14 protein-coding genes are annotated in these 21,047 nt (G+C 55.9%); 5 read left to right on the top strand and 9 right to left on the bottom strand.

The window, feature by feature from the left end; translation table 11 throughout:
- Positions 1 to 26: 26 nt before the first annotated feature.
- Positions 27 to 2,642, bottom strand: a complete 2,616-nt coding sequence (pepN, locus tag ACN1CO_RS02585) for an aminopeptidase N (protein WP_419137442.1) — start codon at positions 2,640 to 2,642, stop codon at positions 27 to 29.
- Positions 2,643 to 2,885: 243 nt separating this feature from the next.
- Here pepN and pncB point away from each other — a divergent pair, with 243 nt between their 5' ends.
- The 4 genes from pncB (at position 2,886) to ACN1CO_RS02565 (ending at position 8,497) form a co-directional block, all read left to right on the top strand.
- On the top strand, positions 2,886 to 4,091 hold the full coding sequence (gene pncB / locus ACN1CO_RS02580; protein ID WP_419137440.1) for a nicotinate phosphoribosyltransferase: 1,206 nt from the start codon (positions 2,886 to 2,888) through the stop codon (positions 4,089 to 4,091).
- Positions 4,092 to 4,247: 156 nt separating this feature from the next.
- Positions 4,248 to 5,648: an asparagine--tRNA ligase gene (gene asnS, locus ACN1CO_RS02575; RefSeq protein WP_419137438.1), complete on the top strand. Its 1,401-nt coding sequence runs from the start codon at positions 4,248 to 4,250 to the stop codon at positions 5,646 to 5,648.
- 300 nt (positions 5,649 to 5,948) lie between these two features.
- Positions 5,949 to 7,073, top strand: a complete 1,125-nt coding sequence (ompF, locus tag ACN1CO_RS02570; RefSeq protein ID WP_419137436.1) for a porin OmpF — start codon at positions 5,949 to 5,951, stop codon at positions 7,071 to 7,073.
- Between the two features lie 233 nt (positions 7,074 to 7,306).
- Positions 7,307 to 8,497: an amino acid aminotransferase gene (locus ACN1CO_RS02565; RefSeq protein ID WP_419137434.1), complete on the top strand. Its 1,191-nt coding sequence runs from the start codon at positions 7,307 to 7,309 to the stop codon at positions 8,495 to 8,497.
- A gap of 40 nt (positions 8,498 to 8,537) precedes the next feature.
- On the opposite strand, the gene ACN1CO_RS02560 is transcribed toward ACN1CO_RS02565, so the two are convergent.
- The 7 genes from ACN1CO_RS02560 to cmoM form a co-directional block, all read right to left on the bottom strand.
- The gene (locus ACN1CO_RS02560) at positions 8,538 to 9,167 is read right to left on the bottom strand and encodes an MBL fold metallo-hydrolase (RefSeq protein WP_419137432.1); all 630 of its coding nucleotides are present in this window, start codon (positions 9,165 to 9,167) and stop codon (positions 8,538 to 8,540) included.
- A 39-nt stretch (positions 9,168 to 9,206) separates the two neighbouring features.
- Positions 9,207 to 9,755, bottom strand: a complete 549-nt coding sequence (locus ACN1CO_RS02555; protein ID WP_013357329.1) for a YcbK family protein — start codon at positions 9,753 to 9,755, stop codon at positions 9,207 to 9,209.
- A gap of 185 nt (positions 9,756 to 9,940) precedes the next feature.
- Positions 9,941 to 11,752 (bottom strand): L,D-transpeptidase, encoded by a 1,812-nt coding sequence (gene ldtD / locus ACN1CO_RS02550; protein ID WP_419137430.1) that lies wholly within the window; start codon positions 11,750 to 11,752, stop codon positions 9,941 to 9,943.
- Between the two features lie 147 nt (positions 11,753 to 11,899).
- Positions 11,900 to 16,387, bottom strand: a complete 4,488-nt coding sequence (mukB, locus tag ACN1CO_RS02545) for a chromosome partition protein MukB (protein ID WP_419137428.1) — start codon at positions 16,385 to 16,387, stop codon at positions 11,900 to 11,902.
- Complete coding sequence (gene mukE, locus ACN1CO_RS02540) at positions 16,384 to 17,109, bottom strand: chromosome partition protein MukE (protein ID WP_419137426.1); 726 nt, start codon at positions 17,107 to 17,109, stop codon at positions 16,384 to 16,386. The genes mukB and mukE overlap by 4 nt, the downstream gene beginning before the upstream one ends.
- Positions 17,090 to 18,412, bottom strand: a complete 1,323-nt coding sequence (gene mukF, locus ACN1CO_RS02535; RefSeq protein WP_003849384.1) for a chromosome partition protein MukF — start codon at positions 18,410 to 18,412, stop codon at positions 17,090 to 17,092. Before mukF ends, mukE begins: the two co-directional genes overlap by 20 nt.
- On the bottom strand, positions 18,409 to 19,194 hold the full coding sequence (cmoM, locus tag ACN1CO_RS02530; RefSeq protein ID WP_419137423.1) for a tRNA uridine 5-oxyacetic acid(34) methyltransferase CmoM: 786 nt from the start codon (positions 19,192 to 19,194) through the stop codon (positions 18,409 to 18,411). The genes mukF and cmoM overlap by 4 nt, the downstream gene beginning before the upstream one ends.
- 125 nt (positions 19,195 to 19,319) lie before the next feature.
- On the opposite strand from cmoM, the gene elyC reads away from it, so the two are divergent.
- On the top strand, positions 19,320 to 20,102 hold the full coding sequence (gene elyC / locus ACN1CO_RS02525) for an envelope biogenesis factor ElyC (RefSeq protein WP_419138955.1): 783 nt from the start codon (positions 19,320 to 19,322) through the stop codon (positions 20,100 to 20,102).
- Here elyC and ACN1CO_RS02520 read toward each other — a convergent pair.
- Positions 20,082 to 20,975 (bottom strand): phosphotransferase, encoded by an 894-nt coding sequence (locus tag ACN1CO_RS02520; protein ID WP_419137421.1) that lies wholly within the window; start codon positions 20,973 to 20,975, stop codon positions 20,082 to 20,084. The genes elyC and ACN1CO_RS02520 overlap by 21 nt on opposite strands.
- Positions 20,976 to 21,047 lie beyond the last annotated feature (72 nt).

Raw genomic sequence — 21,047 nt, 5'->3', positions numbered from 1 at the left:
GTCTCAGACGCTCCCTTTTTTTATTATCAGGCGTTCAGTGCCCGGGTAATTTTCTCGTAGAGATCGCCAGAGAGTTTATCCAGCTCCAGCAGTTGTTCCAGCGCCTGGCGCATCATCGCCTGACGGCCTTCGTCATAACGTTTCAGACGAATCAGCGGCTCCACCATCCGTGCCGCAACCTGCGGATTACGGGTGTTAAGGTCGGTGAGCATCTCCACCAGGAACTTATAACCGCTGCCATCCTGAGCATGGAACGCGGCCGGGTTAGCCGAGGCAAAAGCACCCACCAGCGAACGCACGCGGTTCGGATTGCTCATGGTGAAGGAGCGATGAGTCAGAAGCTGACGCACATTGCGCATCACATTGGCAGCCGGACTGGTCGCCTGCAGCACAAACCATTTATCCATCACCAGACCATCCTGATGCCAGCGCTCATCGTAAGCCGCCAGCAGTGCATCACGGCACGGTAACTGAGCCGCGACAGCCGCAGAAAGCGCCGCCAGCGCATCGGTCATGTTGGTCGCCTTGTGATATTGCGTCTGCACCAGTTTGTCCGCCAGTTGCGCATCGCTGAAGGCAAGATAGGTCAGGCAGATATTTTTCAGGCTGCGCTGACCAATCGCGTCATGCTCCACGCGGTATTCAGGCTGCTGATTGGCGTTGTAAATGGCAAAAAACTCATCGGCCAGTTCACGTGCCAGCGTGCGTTGCAGTGCGTCACGCACCAGTGCAATCGCCTGCGGATCGATAGTATCGAACAGCTCGGCAATCTCATTTTCCGACGGCAGCGTCAGGATCAACGCCGTCAGGGCCGGATCGCAGTCGGTATCAAGCAACACAGCGCGGAAGGCGTCGGCGACATGTAGCGGCAGCGACAGATGCTGGCCCTGCTGGTAACGGGCGACGTTCAGACGGATGTAAGTCGCCAGCAGGCTCTGAGCCGCGTCCCAGCGGGAGAAGTCGTTGCGTGCATGGCGCATCAGGAAGGTGAGCTGAGCATCACTCCATTTGTAATCGAGCTTCACCGGCGCAGAGAATTCACGCAGCAGCGACGGTACCGGCTGGAAGTAGACGTTATCAAAGATAAAGGTCTGGAACTCTTCGGTGACATTCAGCACATGATGCACCGGATGGCCGTTATTCTGCAGCGGGATCACCTTGCCTTCACCGTCATAGAGTTCAATATCCAGCGGGATATGCAGTGGCAGCTTCTCTTTCTGATCGGCAGTGGCTGGCGTGTGCTGTGTGACGTGCAGCGTGTACTGCTCCAGCTCGGGATTGTAATCGTCGCGCACCGTCAGTACCGGCGTACCGGACTGGCTGTACCAGCGGCGGAACTGCGACAGATCAACGTTTGAGGCATCTTCCATCGCCTGCACAAAGTCATCACAGGTCGCGGCGCTGCCGTCGTGGCGATCAAAGTAGAGCTTCATGCCCTTCTGGAAATTCTCTTCACCCAACAGGGTGTGCATCATGCGGATCACTTCTGATCCTTTTTCATACACCGTCAGGGTGTAGAAGTTGTTCATCTCAATAACCTGATCCGGACGGATCGGGTGTGCCATCGGGCTGGCATCTTCGGCGAACTGCGCGCCGCGCACGATACGCACGTTATCAATGCGGTTCACCGCACGTGAACCCAGATCAGAGCTGAACTCCTGATCGCGGAACACCGTCAGTCCCTCTTTCAGGCTGAGCTGGAACCAGTCGCGGCAGGTCACACGGTTGCCGGTCCAGTTGTGGAAATATTCGTGGCCGATGACGGCTTCAATGCCGAGGTAATCTTTATCGGTCGCCGTTTCCGCTTTCGCCAGCACATATTTGGCGTTGAAGACGTTAAGACCTTTGTTCTCCATCGCGCCCATGTTGAAGAAGTCCACCGCCACGATCATAAAGATGTCGAGGTCATACTCCAGCCCGAAACGCTCTTCATCCCACTTCATGCTGTTTTTCAGCGAAGTCATCGCCCAGTCGGCACGGTCGAGGTTACCGCGATCGACGAAGATCTCCAGCGCCACATCACGGCCTGAACGGGTGGTGAAGCTGTCGCGCAGCACGTCGAAATCGCCCGCCACCAGCGCAAACAGGTAGCAGGGTTTCGGGAACGGATCTTCCCACTTCACCCAGCTGCGACCCTGCTCATCCCGGCCGCTGTCAATGCGGTTACCGTTGGAGAGCAGGAACGGATAGCGTTCACCGTCGGCATAAATGGTGGTGGTAAAGCGCGCCAGCACGTCCGGGCGATCGAGATACCAGGTAATATGACGGAAGCCTTCAGCCTCACATTGGGTGCAGAGCGCCTCGCCCGATTTGTACAGCCCTTCCAGCGCGGTGTTCTGATCCGGATGAATCGCATTGATGATTTTCAGGGTGAAGCTGTCCGGCAGCTGGCTGATGACCAGTGCGCCCTCTTCTTCACGGTAGGCGGTCCAGGGTTGTCCGTCGACCTCCAGCGCAATCAGCGTTAACGCTTCGCCGTCCAGGCGCAGCTCAGCCTGGCTGTCGCCCAGTCGTTTAACCTGGCTGATGGCCGTAACGCGGGTAGTCGACGCATCCAGTTCAAAGGTTAAATCGATATCGGTGATGGTGTAATCGGGCGCACAGTAGTCGTGGCGATACTTGATTTGGGGCTGTTGCGTCATATTGCGTCTCGCGTTGTTATAAGTTTACCGGCAAAGTCTAAGCTTGTTACCAGAAGCTTGCCACGCTCAATGCACCTAAAGGGTGAAATGGCTACAGTTTGTTAACAAAGGCACAGATTGGCCTCGACCCGCCCGACTGAAATATGCTGTGATCGGCTTCAGATAGTGAATTATACTTTTGCGTCTTTATGACTGTGTACAACACCGGGCTCTGCGCCACCGAACAGGATGCTGAAACGCGCCATGACAGGACATGCTTCCCCGATACTGACCTCGCTGCTGGATACGGACGCCTATAAGCTCCATATGCAGCAGGCCGTTTTCCACCGCTACCATGACGTAACGGTGGCGGCGGAGTTTCGCTGCCGCGGCGACGAACTGCTGGGTCTCTACGCTGACGAAATTCGTGACGCAATAACCGCAATGCAACACCTGGCGCTGACTGAAGAAGAAGCGACCTGGTTGTCTCGCCTTCCCTTCTTTAAGCAGGATTACCTCAGCTGGTTACGCCAGTTCCGCTATAACCCGAATCAGGTTGAAGTGCGCAATCACCACGGCAAGCTGGAACTTCGTATTCAGGGGCCGTGGCGCGAAGTGATTCTGTGGGAGGTGCCGTTGCTGGCGCTGATCAGCGAGATTGTGCATCGTCATCGCACGCCGCAGGTTACCACCCAGCAGGCGATTGACCATTTACATCAGAAACTCGGCGACTTTAAGACCCAGGTGGCAGACCTTGATATGTCCCGCTTCCGCCTTATGGATTTCGGCACCCGCCGTCGCTATTCGCAGGATGTGCAGCAGTCGATCGTCTCAACGCTGAAACAGGATTTCCCGTGGCTGATTGGTACCAGTAACTATGATCTGGCGCGCCGTCTGTCACTGACGCCAGTAGGTACCCAGGCACATGAGTGGTTCCAGGCCTTCCAGCAGATCAGCCCGGTTCTCGCCAACAGCCAGCGCGCCGCGCTGCAGGCGTGGCTGGACGAGTATGACGATCAGCTGGGTATCGCGCTGACCGACTGTATTGCTATGGATGCGTTCCTGCGCGATTTCGGTCCGGTGTTTGCCCGCCGCTACCAGGGACTGCGACACGACTCCGGCGATCCGGTTGAATGGGGCGAGAAAGCGCTCGCTCACTATCAGAAGCTGGGGATTGATACGCAAAGCAAACACCTGGTCTTTTCTGACAACTTAAATCTCGACAAGGCGCTGGCGCTGTATCGCCACTTTGGCCAGCGGACGAATGTCGTGTTCGGCATCGGTACCCGCCTGACCTGCGATATTCCGGGCGTGACGCCACTGAACATCGTCATCAAGCTGGTGCAGTGCAACGGCAAGCCGGTGGCGAAACTCTCAGACAGCCCGGGCAAAACCATCTGCCAGGATAAAGCCTTTGTCAGAGCCCTGCGAAAAGCCTTTGATCTGCCGCTGGTGAAAAAAGCGAGTTAAACCTCTTCTTATCGGGGCGTTGATGCGCCCCGCCTCTGCTGTAATAAATCTGCTTTCCCCCTGAATTTTGCTTGTTTCCTGAAGACTCGCAAGTAACATAGCAAAACCCCGGATGGGGCAACTTTTAACTCACTTCTTCTATATAGAGAGATATTTATGAGCGTAGTGCCTGTAGCGGACGTACTGCACGGTCGCGTCGCGGTTGACAGTGAAGTCACCGTACGTGGTTGGGTGCGTACCCGAAGAGATTCCAAAGCCGGTCTTTCCTTCATCGCTGTCTATGACGGCTCCTGCTTTAATCCCGTTCAGGCTGTCGTCAATAATTCTCTGAATAATTATCAGGATGAAGTGCTGCGTCTGACCACGGGCTGTTCCGTTATCGTCACCGGTAAAGTGGTGGCCTCGCCGGGTCAGGGCCAGGCGTTTGAGATTCAGGCCACCAGCCTGGAAGTGGTGGGTTGGGTCGAAGATCCGGACAGCTACCCGATGGCGGCGAAACGCCACAGCATTGAGTATCTGCGTGAAGTGGCGCACCTGCGTCCGCGCACCAACCTCATTGGCGCGGTTGCCCGCGTTCGCCATACCCTGGCGCAGGCGCTGCATCGCTTCTTCCATGAAAATGGCTATTTCTGGGTTTCCACCCCGCTGATTACCGCCTCCGATACCGAAGGTGCCGGTGAAATGTTCCGTGTCTCAACGCTGGATATGGAAAATCTGCCGCGTAACGATCAGGGCAAAGTCGATTTCAGTGAAGACTTCTTTGGTAAAGAAGCTTTCCTGACCGTGTCCGGGCAGCTGAACGGCGAAACCTATGCCAGCGCCCTGTCGAAGATCTACACCTTCGGTCCGACGTTCCGCGCAGAGAACTCCAACACCAGCCGTCATCTGGCGGAATTCTGGATGCTGGAGCCGGAAATTGCATTTGCCTCACTGGATGATGCCGCCGCCCTGGCGGAAGCGATGCTGAAGTATGTGTTTAATGCGGTGCTGGAAGAGCGTGCCGATGACATGGCCTTCTTCGCTGAGCGCGTGGATAAAGAGGCTGTAGAGCGCCTGCAGCGTTTCATCACTACCGATTTTGCCCAGGTCGACTATACCGACGCGGTTGAAATTCTGATGAACTGCGGTCAGACGTTTGAGAACCCGGTTTCCTGGGGTATCGACCTCTCCTCTGAGCATGAACGTTACCTGGCAGAGAAACACTTTAAAGCGCCGGTGGTGGTGAAAAACTATCCGAAAGACATCAAAGCGTTCTACATGCGCCTGAACGAAGATGGCAAAACCGTGGCGGCAATGGATGTTCTGGCGCCTGGCATTGGTGAGATCATCGGTGGTTCACAGCGTGAAGAACGTCTGGATGTGCTGGATGCGCGTCTGGAAGAGATGGGTCTGAATAAAGAAGATTACTGGTGGTATCGTGACCTGCGTCGCTACGGTACCGTGCCACATTCTGGATTTGGTTTGGGCTTTGAACGTTTAATCGCCTATGTCACAGGCGTACAAAATGTAAGGGATGTTATCCCCTTCCCACGCACGCCACGCAACGCGAGTTTCTGATTTCGGCATTAAATATAAGAAATTCATATATATAACGAGGTCGGCACTGCCGGCCTTTTTTTATTTTTGTAAATTTTGAGTTGTCTCACAAAGTTCCGTGTTTTTTACATATTGTAATACATATTTTCCTCCTGAAACAAGATTACGAGTTTAGTAGCATTTAAGCGCTAGAATTAAGGCGGGTGGGATGGAAAGATGCGTGCAGACACAGGAAGACACCAAACTTCGTTCAGGGTTCCCGTAAAGATTTCCTGACGGCAGTGGCAGGTGTACAAATAACTCCAATGAGGGTAATGAATAATGATGAAGCGCAATATTCTTGCAGTGGTTATCCCTGCTCTGTTAGTAGCTGGCGCAGCAAACGCTGCAGAAATCTATAACAAAGACGGCAACAAACTGGACCTGTACGGTAAAGTGGATGCGCGTCACCAATTCTCTGATAGCACTGGCGATGATGGCGATGAGTCTTATGTGCGCTTCGGCTTCAAAGGCGAAACCCAGATCAATGATCAGCTGACCGGCTACGGTCAGTGGGAATACAACATTCAGGCGAACAACTCTGAAGGTGGGGACGCACAAGACGGCAATAAAACCCGTCTGGGCTTTGCGGGTCTGAAATTCGGTGATGCGGGCTCAATCGACTACGGTCGTAACTACGGTCTGGTTTATGATGCAATCGGCTGGACCGATATGCTGCCAGTATTTGGTGGCGACTGGGGTAGCTCAGATAACTTCATGAATGGTCGTAGCGGCGGTCTGCTGACCTACCGCAACACCAACTTCTTCGGCCTGGTTGATGGCTGGGACTTTGCTGCTCAGTATCAGGGTAAAAACGAGCGCAACCCTGACAACACCGACGCACAGCGTCGTGCAAACGGTGACGGCTATGCGTTCTCAACTTCATACACCTCACCAATTGGTGTTGGTATCGTTGGTGCATACAGCAACAGCGACCGTACTGATACACAGTCTGCCGGTGTTACCGATGTTAATGGTAATGTAGTCGGTCAGGGCAAACGTGCTGAGAACTGGGCAACCGCGCTGAAATATGATGCGAACAACGTTTACCTGGCAGCGATGTATGGCGAAGGCCGTAACTCTAGCCCTATCGGCATTGTTGTTCCTAACTCAACCGATCGTGCCACTGCTTATGCCAATAAGAGCCAGACTATTGAGTTAGTTGCTCAATACCAGTTCGACTTCGGTCTGCGTCCATCCATCGCCTACGTGCAGCAGAAAGGCAAAGATATCGAAGGTATCGGCGATGCTGACCTGTACAAATATGTCGACGTTGGCGCGACTTACTACTTCAACAAAAACATGTCTACCTATGTTGATTACAAAATCAACCAGCTGGATGACAACAACCCCCTGGGTCTGAACACAGACGACGTGGTTGGTGTTGGCCTGACATACCAGTTCTGATTCCGCTTAAATATGTTTAAAAACGGGGCTCAGGTCCCGTTTTTTTATGGCTGCGATTCCCCAGAACTGCGTTTCTCCCCGCCCCGTTACCCCGCTTAACCCTATCTATTTTCCCGTCGCGTAATCCGCACTGCAAAATATATGAATTTGTCTCGCAAACGGTTGGCATTTGCCTGGCCGGGCGCTAACCTGAGAGCTCTTTCCGCTAAAGTTCACGCTAATGGACCTGACACATGTTTGAATCGATCTCTGCTGCACCCGCCGATCCTATTCTTGGGCTGGCCGATCTGTTTCGTGCTGATGACCGCCCTGAAAAAATTAATCTGGGTATCGGTGTCTATAAAGACGAAACCGGCAAGACCCCGGTACTGACCAGTGTTAAAAAAGCTGAGCAATACCTGCTGGAAAACGAAACCACGAAAAACTATCTCAGCATTGATGGTCTGGCTGATTTCGCGCGTTGCACACAGGCCCTGCTGTTCGGCAATCAAAGCCCGCTGATCACTGCAGGCCGTGCGCGTACGGCTCAGACGCCGGGCGGCACAGGTGCATTGCGTGTAGCAGCAGATTTCCTCGCTACGCAGACCTCCGTGAAGCGGGTCTGGATCAGCAATCCGAGCTGGCCGAATCATAACAACGTGTTCAACGCTGCCGGTCTTGAAGTCTGTGAATACCACTATTATGACGCGGCAAACCATACACTCGATTTTGAGGGGATGCTGACGTCGCTGCAGCAGGTTCAGCCTGGCGACGTGGTGCTGTTCCACGGCTGCTGCCATAACCCGACCGGTATCGACCCGACCGCTGAGCAGTGGCAACAGCTGGCAGAACTGTCAAAGGCCAATGGCTGGCTGCCACTGTTCGACTTCGCCTACCAGGGTTTTGCCCGTGGTCTGGATGAAGATGCAGAAGGCCTGCGCATTTTTGCCGCCTCGCATCAGGAACTGATCGTCGCCAGCTCTTACTCCAAAAACTTTGGTCTGTATAACGAGCGTGTCGGTGCCATCACCGTGGTGGCTGCTGAAGCCAGCGTGGCAGATACGGCGTTCAGTCAGGTGAAGTACACTATTCGCGCTAACTACTCCAATCCACCCGCACATGGGGCCGCTATCGTCGCCACAATTCTGGGCAACGATACGCTGCGTACCATCTGGGAGCAGGAGCTGTCAGATATGCGCCAGCGCATTCAGCGCATGCGTCAGCTGTTTGTGAACACCCTGGCAGAGAAAGGCGCTCAGCGTGACTTTAGCTTCATCATTAAGCAGAACGGTATGTTCTCGTTCAGTGGCTTAACCAAAGACCAGGTGGTTCGCCTGCGCGAAGAGTTCGGTGTCTATGCCGTCAACTCAGGCCGGGTGAATGTGGCGGGCATGACGCCAGACAATATGTCAGCGCTGTGCGAAGCGATTGTTGCGGTACTGTAACGCAGATGACGAAACAAAAATGGGCCTGATGGCCCATTTTTTATTGCAGGAAAGGATTGCTGACGCGTTCATGACCCAGCGTTGAGATCGGGCCGTGACCCGGAAGAAAAGTCACATCATCACCCAGCGGCAGTAATTTGGTGCGGATAGCATCAATTAATTGCTGATGATCGCCCTGCGGGAAGTCTGTGCGTCCAACGCCGCCATTAAAAATCACGTCGCCTGAAATCAGTAACCGTCCCGCACGATCAAAGAACACCACATGCCCAGGTGAATGTCCCGGACAGTGCAGGACCTCCAGCGTGGTCAATCCGACCTGCACGCTCTCTCCCTCTTCCAGCCAGCGGTCGGGGGTAAATGGCGCACACTCATCAAGTCCGAACATCCGGCTCTGAGTTGGCAGTGCTTCAAGCCAGAACGCATCACGCTTCTGCGGCCCGACAATTGGAATCTGATAAAACGCAGCCAGTTCGACGGCAGCACCAACGTGATCAAGGTGTCCATGCGTCAGCAGAATCTGAGCGGGTTTAAGTCTGAGCTGTTCCAGCGTTTGTTTAATCAGATCGGCATCGCCGCCCGGATCGACCAGCGCGGCTTCACGAGTGGACTCGCACCAGATCACTGAACAGTTCTGGGCAAAAGCGGTAACAGGAATAATGTGGTAATTCATAACGCTCCATGACCGGCTCACGCAGCGTTGCCGGTGTCATTACCAGTGCCTGATCGGCCCGGTATCAATATGTACAAAGTTACTGCGGGGATAATATCCTACACCACCGGCACGCAGAGATAACGCCGCTTTGCGTACATTCGCTAATGAAATGCCTTCGATATGAAAATCCATCGCCTGACCTTTGGTGTGATAGCTGTGCTTAGCCACACCAGGACCGCTCTCGCGTAACATGTTGTTGGTTGCCAGTGAACGGTAGCCGGAAACCAGCTGGATCGGTTTACGCATGCCCAGCAGCGCCTGCAGGCGGAAGATTTGGTCAAACAGGTGCGGATCGATGCTTTTCACTTTATTGGCGCGATAGTCGCGGAAAAAGTGATTTAATCGTGACAACTCATCCTTGTCGTAACTCTTACCATTAAAAAACTCAGTTTTAAGGGTTTCACCGGTGTGAAGATTATTAAGCATCAATACACGCGGGCGAGACGTAGAAAGCGAGGCCCTTGCAGAAGCTGGCAATAATGCCAGTCCGGCGGCGGCACTACCGCACAGCAGTAGTTTGCGACGAAAAGAATCAATAGTAGACATGTAACGATTTACCTAAGAGTGAAGCCATAGAAATGTGCAAAAAGCGCACAGGCCGAACCATAACTTTCTCTCAGAGAAGCGTCAACCCATCTGCCCATAGTTTGCGAGGCGATCCCCGCAGGGATCGCCATTTGATAAGATTTTTGTTAATTACCGGCACGCCGCTAACGATTTAAAATCAATCACTAGAGCAGCAATTGCTCAGCGCGACTCAGTGCCTGACTGCCCGAACGGGCGGTGACATCATAATTGTAAATATCTGTGCGGAACTGGGGTTTGCCATCATCGGCTACCCAGGCCGTCAGATAATAGAGATTGACCGGAATCCGATGGCGAATCGGCACATAACGGGTGTCACCCTCTTTCAGCGTGCTGGAAATACGTGAGTCGTTCCAGCCCGCGTCATGCAGTAATAAACCGGCCAGCTCAGACGCTTTATTCACGCGGACACAGCCAGAGCTGAGGGCGCGGATATCACGCTGGAACAGGTTATGATTTGGCGTGTCATGCAGGTAGATCGCATCTGAGCTTGGCATATTAAATTTATAACGCCCCAGCGCATTCGCCTCACCCGGTGCCTGAATCAGGCGGTACGGGAACGAAGAAGCGGTAACCATGCGCCAGTCGATCATGCTGGGATCAATCACTTCAGCGTCAGCACTCCAGCCCGACAGCAGGGTATAACCATGCTTGTAGAGATAGGTCGGGTCCTGCTTCACCTTAGGAATGATATCTTTGCGCACCAGCGTCGTCGGCACATTCCATGGTGGGTTGAGCACCACATTGTTCAGCGCGCTGCGCATCAACGGCGTTTTACGGTCGGGACGACCGACGATGACCCTGGATGAGAGGATCTTGTTGCCGTTGTTGTAGTAAATCAGCGAGTAGTTGGCGATGTTCACCATGATGCCGTTGTGCATATCATCCGGCAGCAGGCGCAGTCGCTGAATGTTCAGCGCCAGCAGCGAAGCGCGCATCTGTGGCGAGACGTTAAGCCACTGCCGCGTTCTGGCACCGATAGCCCCATCGCCATCCAGTCCCTGCCACTGCTGGAAACGCTTCACCCCCGCCACCAGCGTCTCGTCATAGACATTGGCGGTATTGCCTTCCAGCGTCTGACTCTGAACGTTACCCGGTGATTGCAGCGGCGGCGCGGGCAAATCACCGACCGGTGCGGCAGAAGGACTGACCGCGACCGGCTGATCGCTGTGAGTCACCGGCGAGGGCGCCACAGGCACCGCATCGTCATCCGGTGCTGGCGCATTAACCTGCGCCGTGAGCATGCCACTGCGCTGCAGAATTTCACGCAGTGCCGGAACATCATCACTGACCTGGCCCGGACGCAGCGTTTCACTACTTTTCAGCTGCGGCCAGGGTTGCTTATCGCTAAGCAGGGTTTTCAGCGCGGCGTGCATCGGCTGATACTGCGGGTGCTGCGGCTGCAGCGACGCAATAAAAGTATCATCCGATCCTGCATTGACCGCGTTCTGCCACTGATTGACTACCGCCACAGATGGCTGAGTCAGTCTGTAAGGCACATTGCTGTAAAGCCAGGTTTCACCCTGGGTCGGCACATTCGAAACAAACTGCAGATAGCCCAGCATCGCATCGGACAGCGCCACATCCCGGGCAAAGCCGGTAATGGCCGGATTGGTCAGACGCTCAATCCAACGCGTGAACTGTGGCTGGACGCCAGAAAGCGCCACCTCAGCCAACTGCTGCTGAAACTTCTGTACCGCCTGAGCATCCTGCCAGAGCGGCTGCATATGACGGGACGCATAGAGCGTCGCCAGCGGTCCCAGATAGAAAGGCTGATCGGCGCTGGAAAAAGCCTGCCGGATGCGTTGCTGACTTTCGGCAACGGACGTTGCCGCCTGCGTGGTTCCGGGCAAAGCGGCGATGACAGCGGCCTGCGGGTGCGTAAATGGAACAACGGTTAGCGCCAGCGCTAACAATGATACAACGCGATGATGATTTAATTTTTTTACCAGCAACATCCCTGCCCCCTTATTTTTCAACTTCGCAGCGTTCCCTGTATCCGCTGCGACCGCGCCGTGACTCATCATGTGAGTATACAAACAAAAACGGCATTTGCCTCATGCGACAAATGCCGTAACCAGATTAACGAATGGTTCAGTTTTTGACTACGTTTCCGCCTGCGATTTTTCAGCGGTCAAATCCGGTAGCGCATCCGCTTCGCTCTCCGCTCTCACCGGCGAAGGATCGGCAGCAAAACCACGCAGCCCAACCACATGCACATGCTCAGTGTTATTGAACACCTTACGCACCAGTTTGTAAGTGGTGCCTTTCTCCGGACTGATGTTCTCCGGCGCGGCAATCACCAGCTGCATCTCCAGTCGCTCACACAGTTCGAACAGTGTGGCGATGGAGCGGGCATCCAGACGCGCCGCTTCATCCAGGAACAGCAGTCGGCATGGGGAAATATCTTTGCCGCGCAGACGACGGGATTCCTCTTCCCAGCTCTGCACCACCATCACCAGAATGGACATACCGGTACCGATCGCTTCACCGGTTGAAAGCGCACCGCTCTCTGCGCGCAGCCAGCCATCGGAACCCCGGTTAACTTCCACTTCCATCGCCAGATAGTTGCGGTAGTCCAGCAGCTCTTCACCGATGGTCTGCGGCGTGCGCTGCCCCATGTCGATATGCGGATTAAGACGCTGATAGAGTTTCGCCAGCGCCTCAGAGAAGGTCAGGCGGTTACTGTTAAACAGATCCTGATGCTGCTCGTGCTCTTCCGACAGCGTATCCAGCAGCATGGCGTGGGTTTCACGCACGTTCACGTTAAGCCGCACGCTGCGCACCTGACCAAAGCTGACGGTCTGCAGGCCCTGGTTGAGCTGGCGGATGCGGTTCTGTTCGCGCTGGATAGTTTTACGGATGATGTTCGCCGCACTGCGCGAACTGATCGCCAGCATCTGCTCACGCGCCGTCAGCTCTTCGGTCAGACGGTTGAGTTCGATTTCCATCTGCTCAATCGCTTCGACCGGATCGTCGGTACGAATAATATCCTGACGAATACGCTCGCGCAGATGCTGATAGACCGCGATAAAGAACTGAATTTTACGTTCCGGACGTTTTGGATCTTCCGACAGCCGCAGCACGTCGCGCAGATGTTCATTGTCCGCCACCGCCAGACGCAGCGCACCCAGCGCTTTATCCGACATAGAACGCAGCTCATCGCCGCTCAGGTAAGCCAGTTCACGGCGATGCAGACGACGCTCAACGCCATTCTCTTTCACCAGGCGCAGGACGGTACACCAGCCCGCTTTGGCGCTGACCACCTGCTCACGCACCTGATGATAGTTACGCTCCAGCTGACGCAGTCGCTTCTGCAGGTTATCCATCTCCGCTTCGCAGAAGGTGAGCTGCTTCTCCAGCTGATTGCGGCGGGCGCGGTTGTGGCTCAGTGCAGTGTAAAGCTCGTCACGGCGAACGCGTGCACGCGCTTCTGCGCTGCTGTCAGCCTGGACGCCAATGTCCTGCATCTCCTGCTGCAACTCTTTCAGCATGTCGCGCTTGGCGTCGTAAGCACTTTTCAGTGAAGCCAGCACCTGTGAGTATTGCGTCAGCTGCGCCTGATGTTCACGCAGGCGATCACGGCTGCGACTGCGTTCACCTTCAGCCTGCTCAAGACGCTGACGCAGCTTATCGCTGAGGTCGTTGTTGCCGTTGAGCATGCTGGCCGAGTCGTCATAGCTGAAGTGGGCGCGACGCTGCACTACTTCTGTCAGCGCAAAGGCCTGTTGACGCGCATTTCGCTGCTGCTGCTGTGCCTGCTGATAATCCGCCTGTAACTGCTCGTGCTGTTCCGGATCGCTCTGCAATACGGCGAGGATCGGCTCCAGTTTCGCCAGCTTAGCGCCATGCTGATGCAGGAAGCGCGCCGCTTCCTGTGCCGCATCGACCTGCTCACGGATCTCTTCGCAGCGATCGCCCAGCGTATCGTCCAGCAGCAGGTTGACGCGTGGCAGCAGTCGGTTTAACTGCGACACGCCCTCTTTCGCCAGCTCATACTGCTGACGCTGCTGCTGGTTATTGCTCTCATGCTGATTCAGTGCCCGCTCCAGTTCACCCCGGCGCGCGCCCAACTGTCGGATCTGCGCTTCCGGATCGGCGTCAAAGGCCACAGCCAGATGACTGCCGATAAAGCGGCTGAATGACTGATGCAGACGCTGGGTTTTCTGCACGTCGAACGACAGCGTGGCATAGCGTTCGGCCAGCTTGTCGCGCTCAAGGTGCAGCTGCTCCAGCTGATTCTCACGTGCCGCGCGGCCAAACAGCGGGATTTTCGGGAAGCGGGAGTAGCGCCACTGACGCTCAGCGACCTTCACTACCACCGCATTCTGCAGCTCATCCACGCCGAAGACGCTGTCATCGAACGACTGCGGATCACCTTCGATCAGGTAGAGATCTTCCGGACAATCTTCCAGTCCATCCAGCAACTCACGCACGCGGGAGAGTTCCGGCACTACAATCGCATGACGTGACGGACCGTAGAGCGCCGAGAAGTACGGTGCATCATCCAGCGTCACATCATCATAGATTTCAGAGAGTAATACGCCGCCAAAACGTTCCGCCAGCTGAGTCAGGCGCGCATCTTCCGCACCACCCGGCTGACTGAGACGTTCAATCTGCCGCTCGATATCACGCTTTTGTGCGGCCACTTCGTCGCGCTCGACGGTGGTTTCACGCTCACGCTCCAGCAGCTGCTGCATATATTCAGTGACGTCCTGGCTGCTGTTCAGCGCCTGGCCGGTCTGTTCGCTGAGCTGCGTCAGGATCTCCTGCGCCGCCAGCCAGTGTGGCGCGCGGGCGGTCAGGCTGGTGATGCGTTCGCGCAGCTGTTCCAGCTCCTGACGCATCATCATACGCTGCTCACCGGCGTCTGAGACGCTGCTGTTCAGCTGTTCAATCTGGGCTTCAAGCTCCTGCTGCAGGCCAGCCAGCGCATCCGCTTCGTAGTGCTGCCCCTGACGCTTGCAGAACTCGGCCAGCAGACGCTCCGCCTCATGCTGCTCGCGCAGGCGCTGTTCCAGCTCATTCAGCCGCAGACGTAGCGACGAGAGCTGCTCGGCGTAATGACGCTGATTGCTGGCATCACGCAGCAGTTCGCGGCCGGTCTGCCAGGCATCCTGACGGGTGACGTCACCGGCAATGCTGGTCACCAGCGCCAGCGCCTGTTCGAACTGACTGTGTGCTGCTTCCGCCACGCTCAGCTTCTGCTCCAGACGCAGCAGGCGTTCTGTCGCCTCTTCCTCTTTCGCCTGGAAACTTTCCTGCCATTCGGCGGCATTGTCGATGCTCAGATCCGGCAACTGGCAGAGCGTGCGGGCGCGTTCCAGCGCCTGCAAAGCCTGCTGATACTGGATCGCGCGGGTTTGCTGCACGTCGAGCGCCTGCTGGAAATCGGCCAGCTGACTTTTCAGCTCATCCACTTCCAGCTCAGCCGCTTCGGCACGCGCTTCATTCTCTTCCTGAATTTCACGCGCTTCGGCGACCACTTCGGTCTGCTCTTCCAGGCGCAGCGTCAGATCTTCGATATCCGCGTCGTAGCGCTCAATCTTCTCCTGCTGGCGCATTGCGGTCTGCACCAGGTTCAGGTGATCGCTGGCGGCCTGATAATCGACTTCGAGATCGTTCTCTGCACCACTGTGCTCAGCCAGTTCGCGCGCCATCTCAACATGACGATACTGCTCGGTGGCGAGCTGTTTACGGCTGCTGAACAGCTCACCTCGCAGCTGTAACGCGCTGTCGAGGTGTCCCCGACGCTCGTTGGCGTGACGCATGTAGTCAGCCGAAACGTAGCTGGTCGCCTCGGAGATCAGATGCTTAAAGAGATCGCGGTCAGACTGGGTGACGCGGATCGCCTCCAGCGTCATGCGGTTTTCGCGCAGCGCGGCTTCCATGTCCTGGAATGCTTTGCGCACGCCACTGTTTTCTGGCAGCAGGTAATCACGCAGCGATCGGGTGATCGCGCTGGAAATACCGCCATACAACGAGGCTTCAATCAGGCGGTAAAACTTGCTGCGATCGCTGGCAGAGCGCAGACGACGCGGCACCACGCCCAGATCAAACATCATGGCGTGATAATCGGTAACCGAGTTGTAGGCGCGGAACTGCACGCCTTCCTGCGCCTCAACCCGCTCTTTCACCTCGTTCAGCGGCAGCACGCGTGCCTGACGGCTGTTAAGCACTTCCGTCAGCATATCGGTTGGGTTGGTGTCGGTTGGCAGGCCATGGATACTGAAAGGCTTGATATCGACCTTTTTATCGCGTCCGGCGACCTGTTGCAGACGCACACCGACCACCACACGCTGATGGCGTGAGTTCACCACATCCAGCATGGAGTAGCAGACGCCGGCACGCAGTTTACCGTGCAGACCTTTGTCACGGGATCCCGATGTCGCGCCCGCTTCGGTGGTGTTACGGAAGTGCAGCAGCGTTAAATCGGGGATCAGCGCGGTGACAAATGCCGCCATGGTGGTGGACTTACCCGCACCGTTACCGCCTGACAGCGTGGTCACTAATTCATCGAGATCAAAGGTACGGGCAAAAAAGCCGTTCCAGTTGATCAGCGTAAGCGAACGAAACTTTCCGCGCTCAATCATGCCTGTTCTTCCTCTGCGTTCTCACTCGCGTCGCCTTCCTGCCCTTCACCGTCATCGGTGTCGACCGCTGCTGTCGCGTTTTCCAGTAGCATGGCTTCGCCATCACGAATCAGGCGAAGCTGCGCTTCACGGGCATCATCACCGCTGCGCACGTCGGCTCCAAAGCGAAACACCGACTCCGTGATGCGGAATTTGCTACTGTCGTTGCCGAAAAACCACACCATGCCAAGACGACGCAGGCGGCTCAGGGAGGCGCGCACTTTCTCCTGCAGTTTGGTGCGATCCAGATCCGAACCGGTTGAACGCTGGTTAACCAGCTTCAGCAGACGGTTCTCATCGGCCAGCGAGAGCAGCTCGTCATACAGCTCCTGCTGGGTGAAGATCCCCTCATTGGCCAGACGTTCCGGGCTGAGGTAGAGATAGCAGAGAATCTTCCCGACCATCATGTCCAGCTCAGAGAGCACGGAACGTGGGATCAGCGTGGTTGAACGCGGACGCAGATAGAAGAAGCCTTCCGGCGCACGAATTAACTCAACGTTATAGCGGCTGTAGAACTCTTCGAGAAACGACTGGTAGTCCATCAGAAAAGCGTGGTTATCCAGCTCTTCGATACCGATATGGCGTCCGGCGCGTAACTGGCTGTCCAGCGCGGGAAAAATCGGGTTGGCCAGTGCCTGTGCCAGCTTAACCGGCATCACTTGTTCAATATTTGTCGATGACATGTGCCTGCACCTTGGCTCCGTAATCATTGATGGCTTGCCATTCCACAGGCAAACCGGCTAAATCAGCTTCCGCTACGCCAAGGCGTACCGCCTGATCCACCACAATGCGCGCCAGATCGAAATGGCGGGCGCGTGGATACTGGGCCAGGTAGTCGCGCATCACTGACGCGAGGTTGAGCGGTTTTTGTTGCGATTTATAGACCTGCAGCGCTTCTTCAATCATCGCTGCCAGCTGTTCGCGGATTTCGTTGATCTCTTCGTATTCCATTTCCGGCGGCAGTTCGCCCATCACTTCGTCATTCCGCAGCGTCAGCGCTTCATCACGCATGTCATACAGGCGGTCAGCGTTGGCGTAGGTCAGTGCCCAGGGCGCGTCGAAGTAATTCTGTACCGATACCCGCAGGCGCTGCGCAAAGACGCGGTTTTTATCCATGTCGATGGCGGTACGAATGAATTTATGGACGTGGCGGTCATAGCCGATCCACAGGTCGATCGCCTGCTGGCCCCAGCTGGTAATACGGTCGAGTTTGCTTTGCAGGTCAAACACCAGCTTATCGACGAAGCCCAGGTCCGGGCTGTCCAGCGTGGCATCCTGAATGCGCAGCAGGTTTTCCTGAAGCTTGTCGCCCGCGGCTTCCAGCGTATCCTGCAGTTCACGCAGCGTCCCTGAGGTTTCAGAGAGCAGCATTTCACAGCTGGAGATAGCCGCGCGCCAGTCTTTGTTCAGCAGTTCAGCAATATCGTTTTTAACCGCCTGCTGCTGTTCATCCATCAGACGCTGGGTCATATCGATACTGTCGAAGATCTCCGCCACCGAATATTTCAGCGGCGCGAAAACATTGCGATGCCAGTGGAACTCATCACCGTTTTCCTGTGCTGCGTCGGCGGCCCGCTTCAGCTCATTGGCCACAATCGACAGCTGCATCGACAGGCGCAGTGTCGAAAACTCACGCTGACGGATGTAATAGTCGGTGATGCCGATCGCCAGCGGCGTCAGGCGATAGATGGCGTTGCCTTCGGTGAGTTCGCTTGTAAAGCGATTAAGCAGGCGCTGTCGCACCATATCGTTGATGGCGTTGTTGGCGCGAACCAACACGGTTTCATGGGTTTGTTCGAAAGCTTTACTGACGTGACGGAATGCATCAATCAGATCGCCTTCGCTCATTTCGCCATCCATCCGCTCACCATTCAGGGTGGCGATAGCCAGCAAAAAGGCCAGACGTTCCACTGGCAGCGCAAGGGAAAAGTCATTTTTGCGCGCCCAGGAGACCAGTTCAGGTACCGTCTGGGAAAATTCACTCATAATTCGTCCTTCTGCCCGGGTTTACGCGCGGTCACGTGGATGTAACGCCCTAAGCTCAAAAAGGGTTCCTGACGGCAGTAACGCCGCTCCATCTCAATAATTTCGTCGTCGCTCTTCGGCTCGCCCTTGGGCGGCTTCATGTAGTCACTGAACACCCGGATCCCGGCACGCTGCTCAATCACAAAGCCACACTCTTCCAGCCAGCGATAGACCTGCTCGGGGTCGCGCGGATAGTCCGGCGACAGCGTTCGCTTTTTGCGTTTGGTCAGGTTGGTGCGCAGATAGCCGAAGTTACCCAGCGTTAAGGTGCGCAATGTCAGGCCGTGCAGATTGTAAAACATCAGCGACATGACGCCCCCCGGCCGCAGCAGATCGAACAATGCTTTCAGCACCTTCTCCGGTTCAGCGACCCACTCAAGCACAGCGTGGAACAATACCAGATCCACCGGCTTATCCAAATGTCCGCCCACCTGCTGAGCGCTAATTTGTCTGAATTGCATGTTGTGGCTCACACCCAGCGCCGCCGCATTCTCCTCTGCCCGGCGCAGCATCTCACCAGAGAGATCGCACAGCAGAACCTGATGGCCCTGTGCAGCAAGCCCGCTGGAGACCTGGCCGACACCGCCGCCAGCGTCCAGCACCGACAGAGGGTGTGGCGACAGCCCGGGCAGTATCTTCTCCAGCTCATCCCAGAGGATGGCCTGGCGTATCTTCCCTTTGGTGGTGCCGTAAATGTTTTGCGAAAATTTATCCGCGAGATCGTCAAAGTTACGATCCTGCATGGCATGCGCTCCGGTATGCTGCGGTGAGACTTGTGCTATTTTGTCACAGGCACCAGAAGAATGAACCTTTCATCCCCATCTTCCCTTCCGGGTGCTCTATTTTCGGACAACAGGACTCTTTTTTGATGTTATTTACCCTGAAAAAAGTCATCGGCGGGCTGCTTTTACCCCTGCCGTTTCTGCTTTTGCTAATGGCGCTTGGCATTTTACTGGTTTGGTTTACCGGCTGGCAGAAAAGCGGCAAAACCGTGATCTCCGTCAGTTGGCTGTTACTGCTGCTGCTAAGCCTGCAACCGCTGGCCGATCGGCTGCTTTTGCCACTGGATAGAAGCTATCCGACCTGGAACGGCTCAGAGAAGGTGGACTACATTGTGGTGCTGGGCGGAGGCTATACTTTTAACCCGGAATGGGCGCCCAGCTCGAACCTGCTGAATAACAGTCTGCCGCGTGTGGCAGAAGGCGTTCGTCAGTGGCAGCGTAATCCGCAGTCGACGCTGATTTTTACCGGCGCAGCGGGCGGCACCAATCCGAAGAGCAGCGCCTGGGTGGCGGCACAGGTCGCAGAGAGTCTGGGCGTGCCGCCCCAACATATTCAGATTCTCGACCAGCCACGTGACACGGCGGATGAAGCGCAGGCAGTCAAAGCTGTGGTGGGCGAGCATCCGTTGCTGCTGGTGACCTCAGCGAATCATATGCCACGGGCCATTCGCTTTTTCCATGCGGTCGGGTTGAAGCCTATTGCCGCGCCTGCCAATCAGCTGGCGGTTACCTCACCACTGAATGGCTGGGAACGGGCGATACCGTCATCGATCTGGCTGAGTCACAGCGAACGTGCCGTGTACGAAACGCTGGGCACGTTACTGCAGCGACTTAAAGGTGGGGAAGGCTCAGCCGAGCCAGGGGAGTAATTGTGCGCGTGCATAGTCAAAGCGCGGACGATCAAAAGTGCCGGTCTGAATCAGACTGTCGATACAATCCCACAGTTGATAAACCCACCGACGCCAGATAAAGCCTTCTGAAACCGGCGCCCGTTGCAGATAATGGTGCAGCAGCGCCGTTTCGGCAGGCGACTCATCCAGATGGATCAGGTCATATTCGCGGGGTGCCCAGAGAATCGTGCCCGGCTGTGTCATCGCGATTAACTGGTCACTGCGGCTGTTTTTCAGCATGCTCTGCAGCCGCACGTTGCCGTGAACCATCACGCAGGAATCATCGAAGCCGCGAAACAGATGTGCCAGACGCGCGCGGCAGCGAAACAGAATCTGGCGATCTTCCAGCGTAAAGGCGGGCGGACGCAGATAGCTCAGCGTCGCCCACAACACCTCAATCCGCTGTGCATACCAGGCAGGCCAGCGGTTCTGCTGCGTGCTGTCCACCGTGCCGACCAGACCGTGGCTATCGAGCCGGTGCCAGGCCAGCAGTCCCTCCACCACCTGTTCGCAAAACTGTTGCCAGCGCTGAGCATCCCGCGCAGGAGCTTCCGCCGTCACGCCATTCAGTCGTGCCATTAAGAGCATTTCATGCACCGGCGGCTGCTGGCTCAGCACCAGACCATAGACCGCTGGCACGGCGACCAGCCCGGCCTGTCCCAGTAATGCCAGCTTTCTGGCTTCCATCGCTGCCCGGCCCTGATGACGAAAATATTTCGCCACCACCGGCATGGGGAGACCTTCCCGATCGTACAACGCATAAAGACGGGTGGGTGGATGTTCACTGATCATTTCGAGGCGGCTGATGGTTTCACCCAGCGCCAGCGTGAGTTCCGATTTAAGCTGTTCCATGCGGCATCCTCCTCAGATGAGTATCGTAATATCCTGAAGGAAGTGTTGGAGATAAGTTTAGCGGCGGATCAA

This window comes from Pantoea sp. R13S299 (assembly GCF_048515925.1).
GTDB lineage: Bacteria > Pseudomonadota > Gammaproteobacteria > Enterobacterales > Enterobacteriaceae > Pantoea.
Note: the sequence above shows the minus strand (reverse complement) of the source record. Positions and strands in the feature narration are given on the sequence as shown.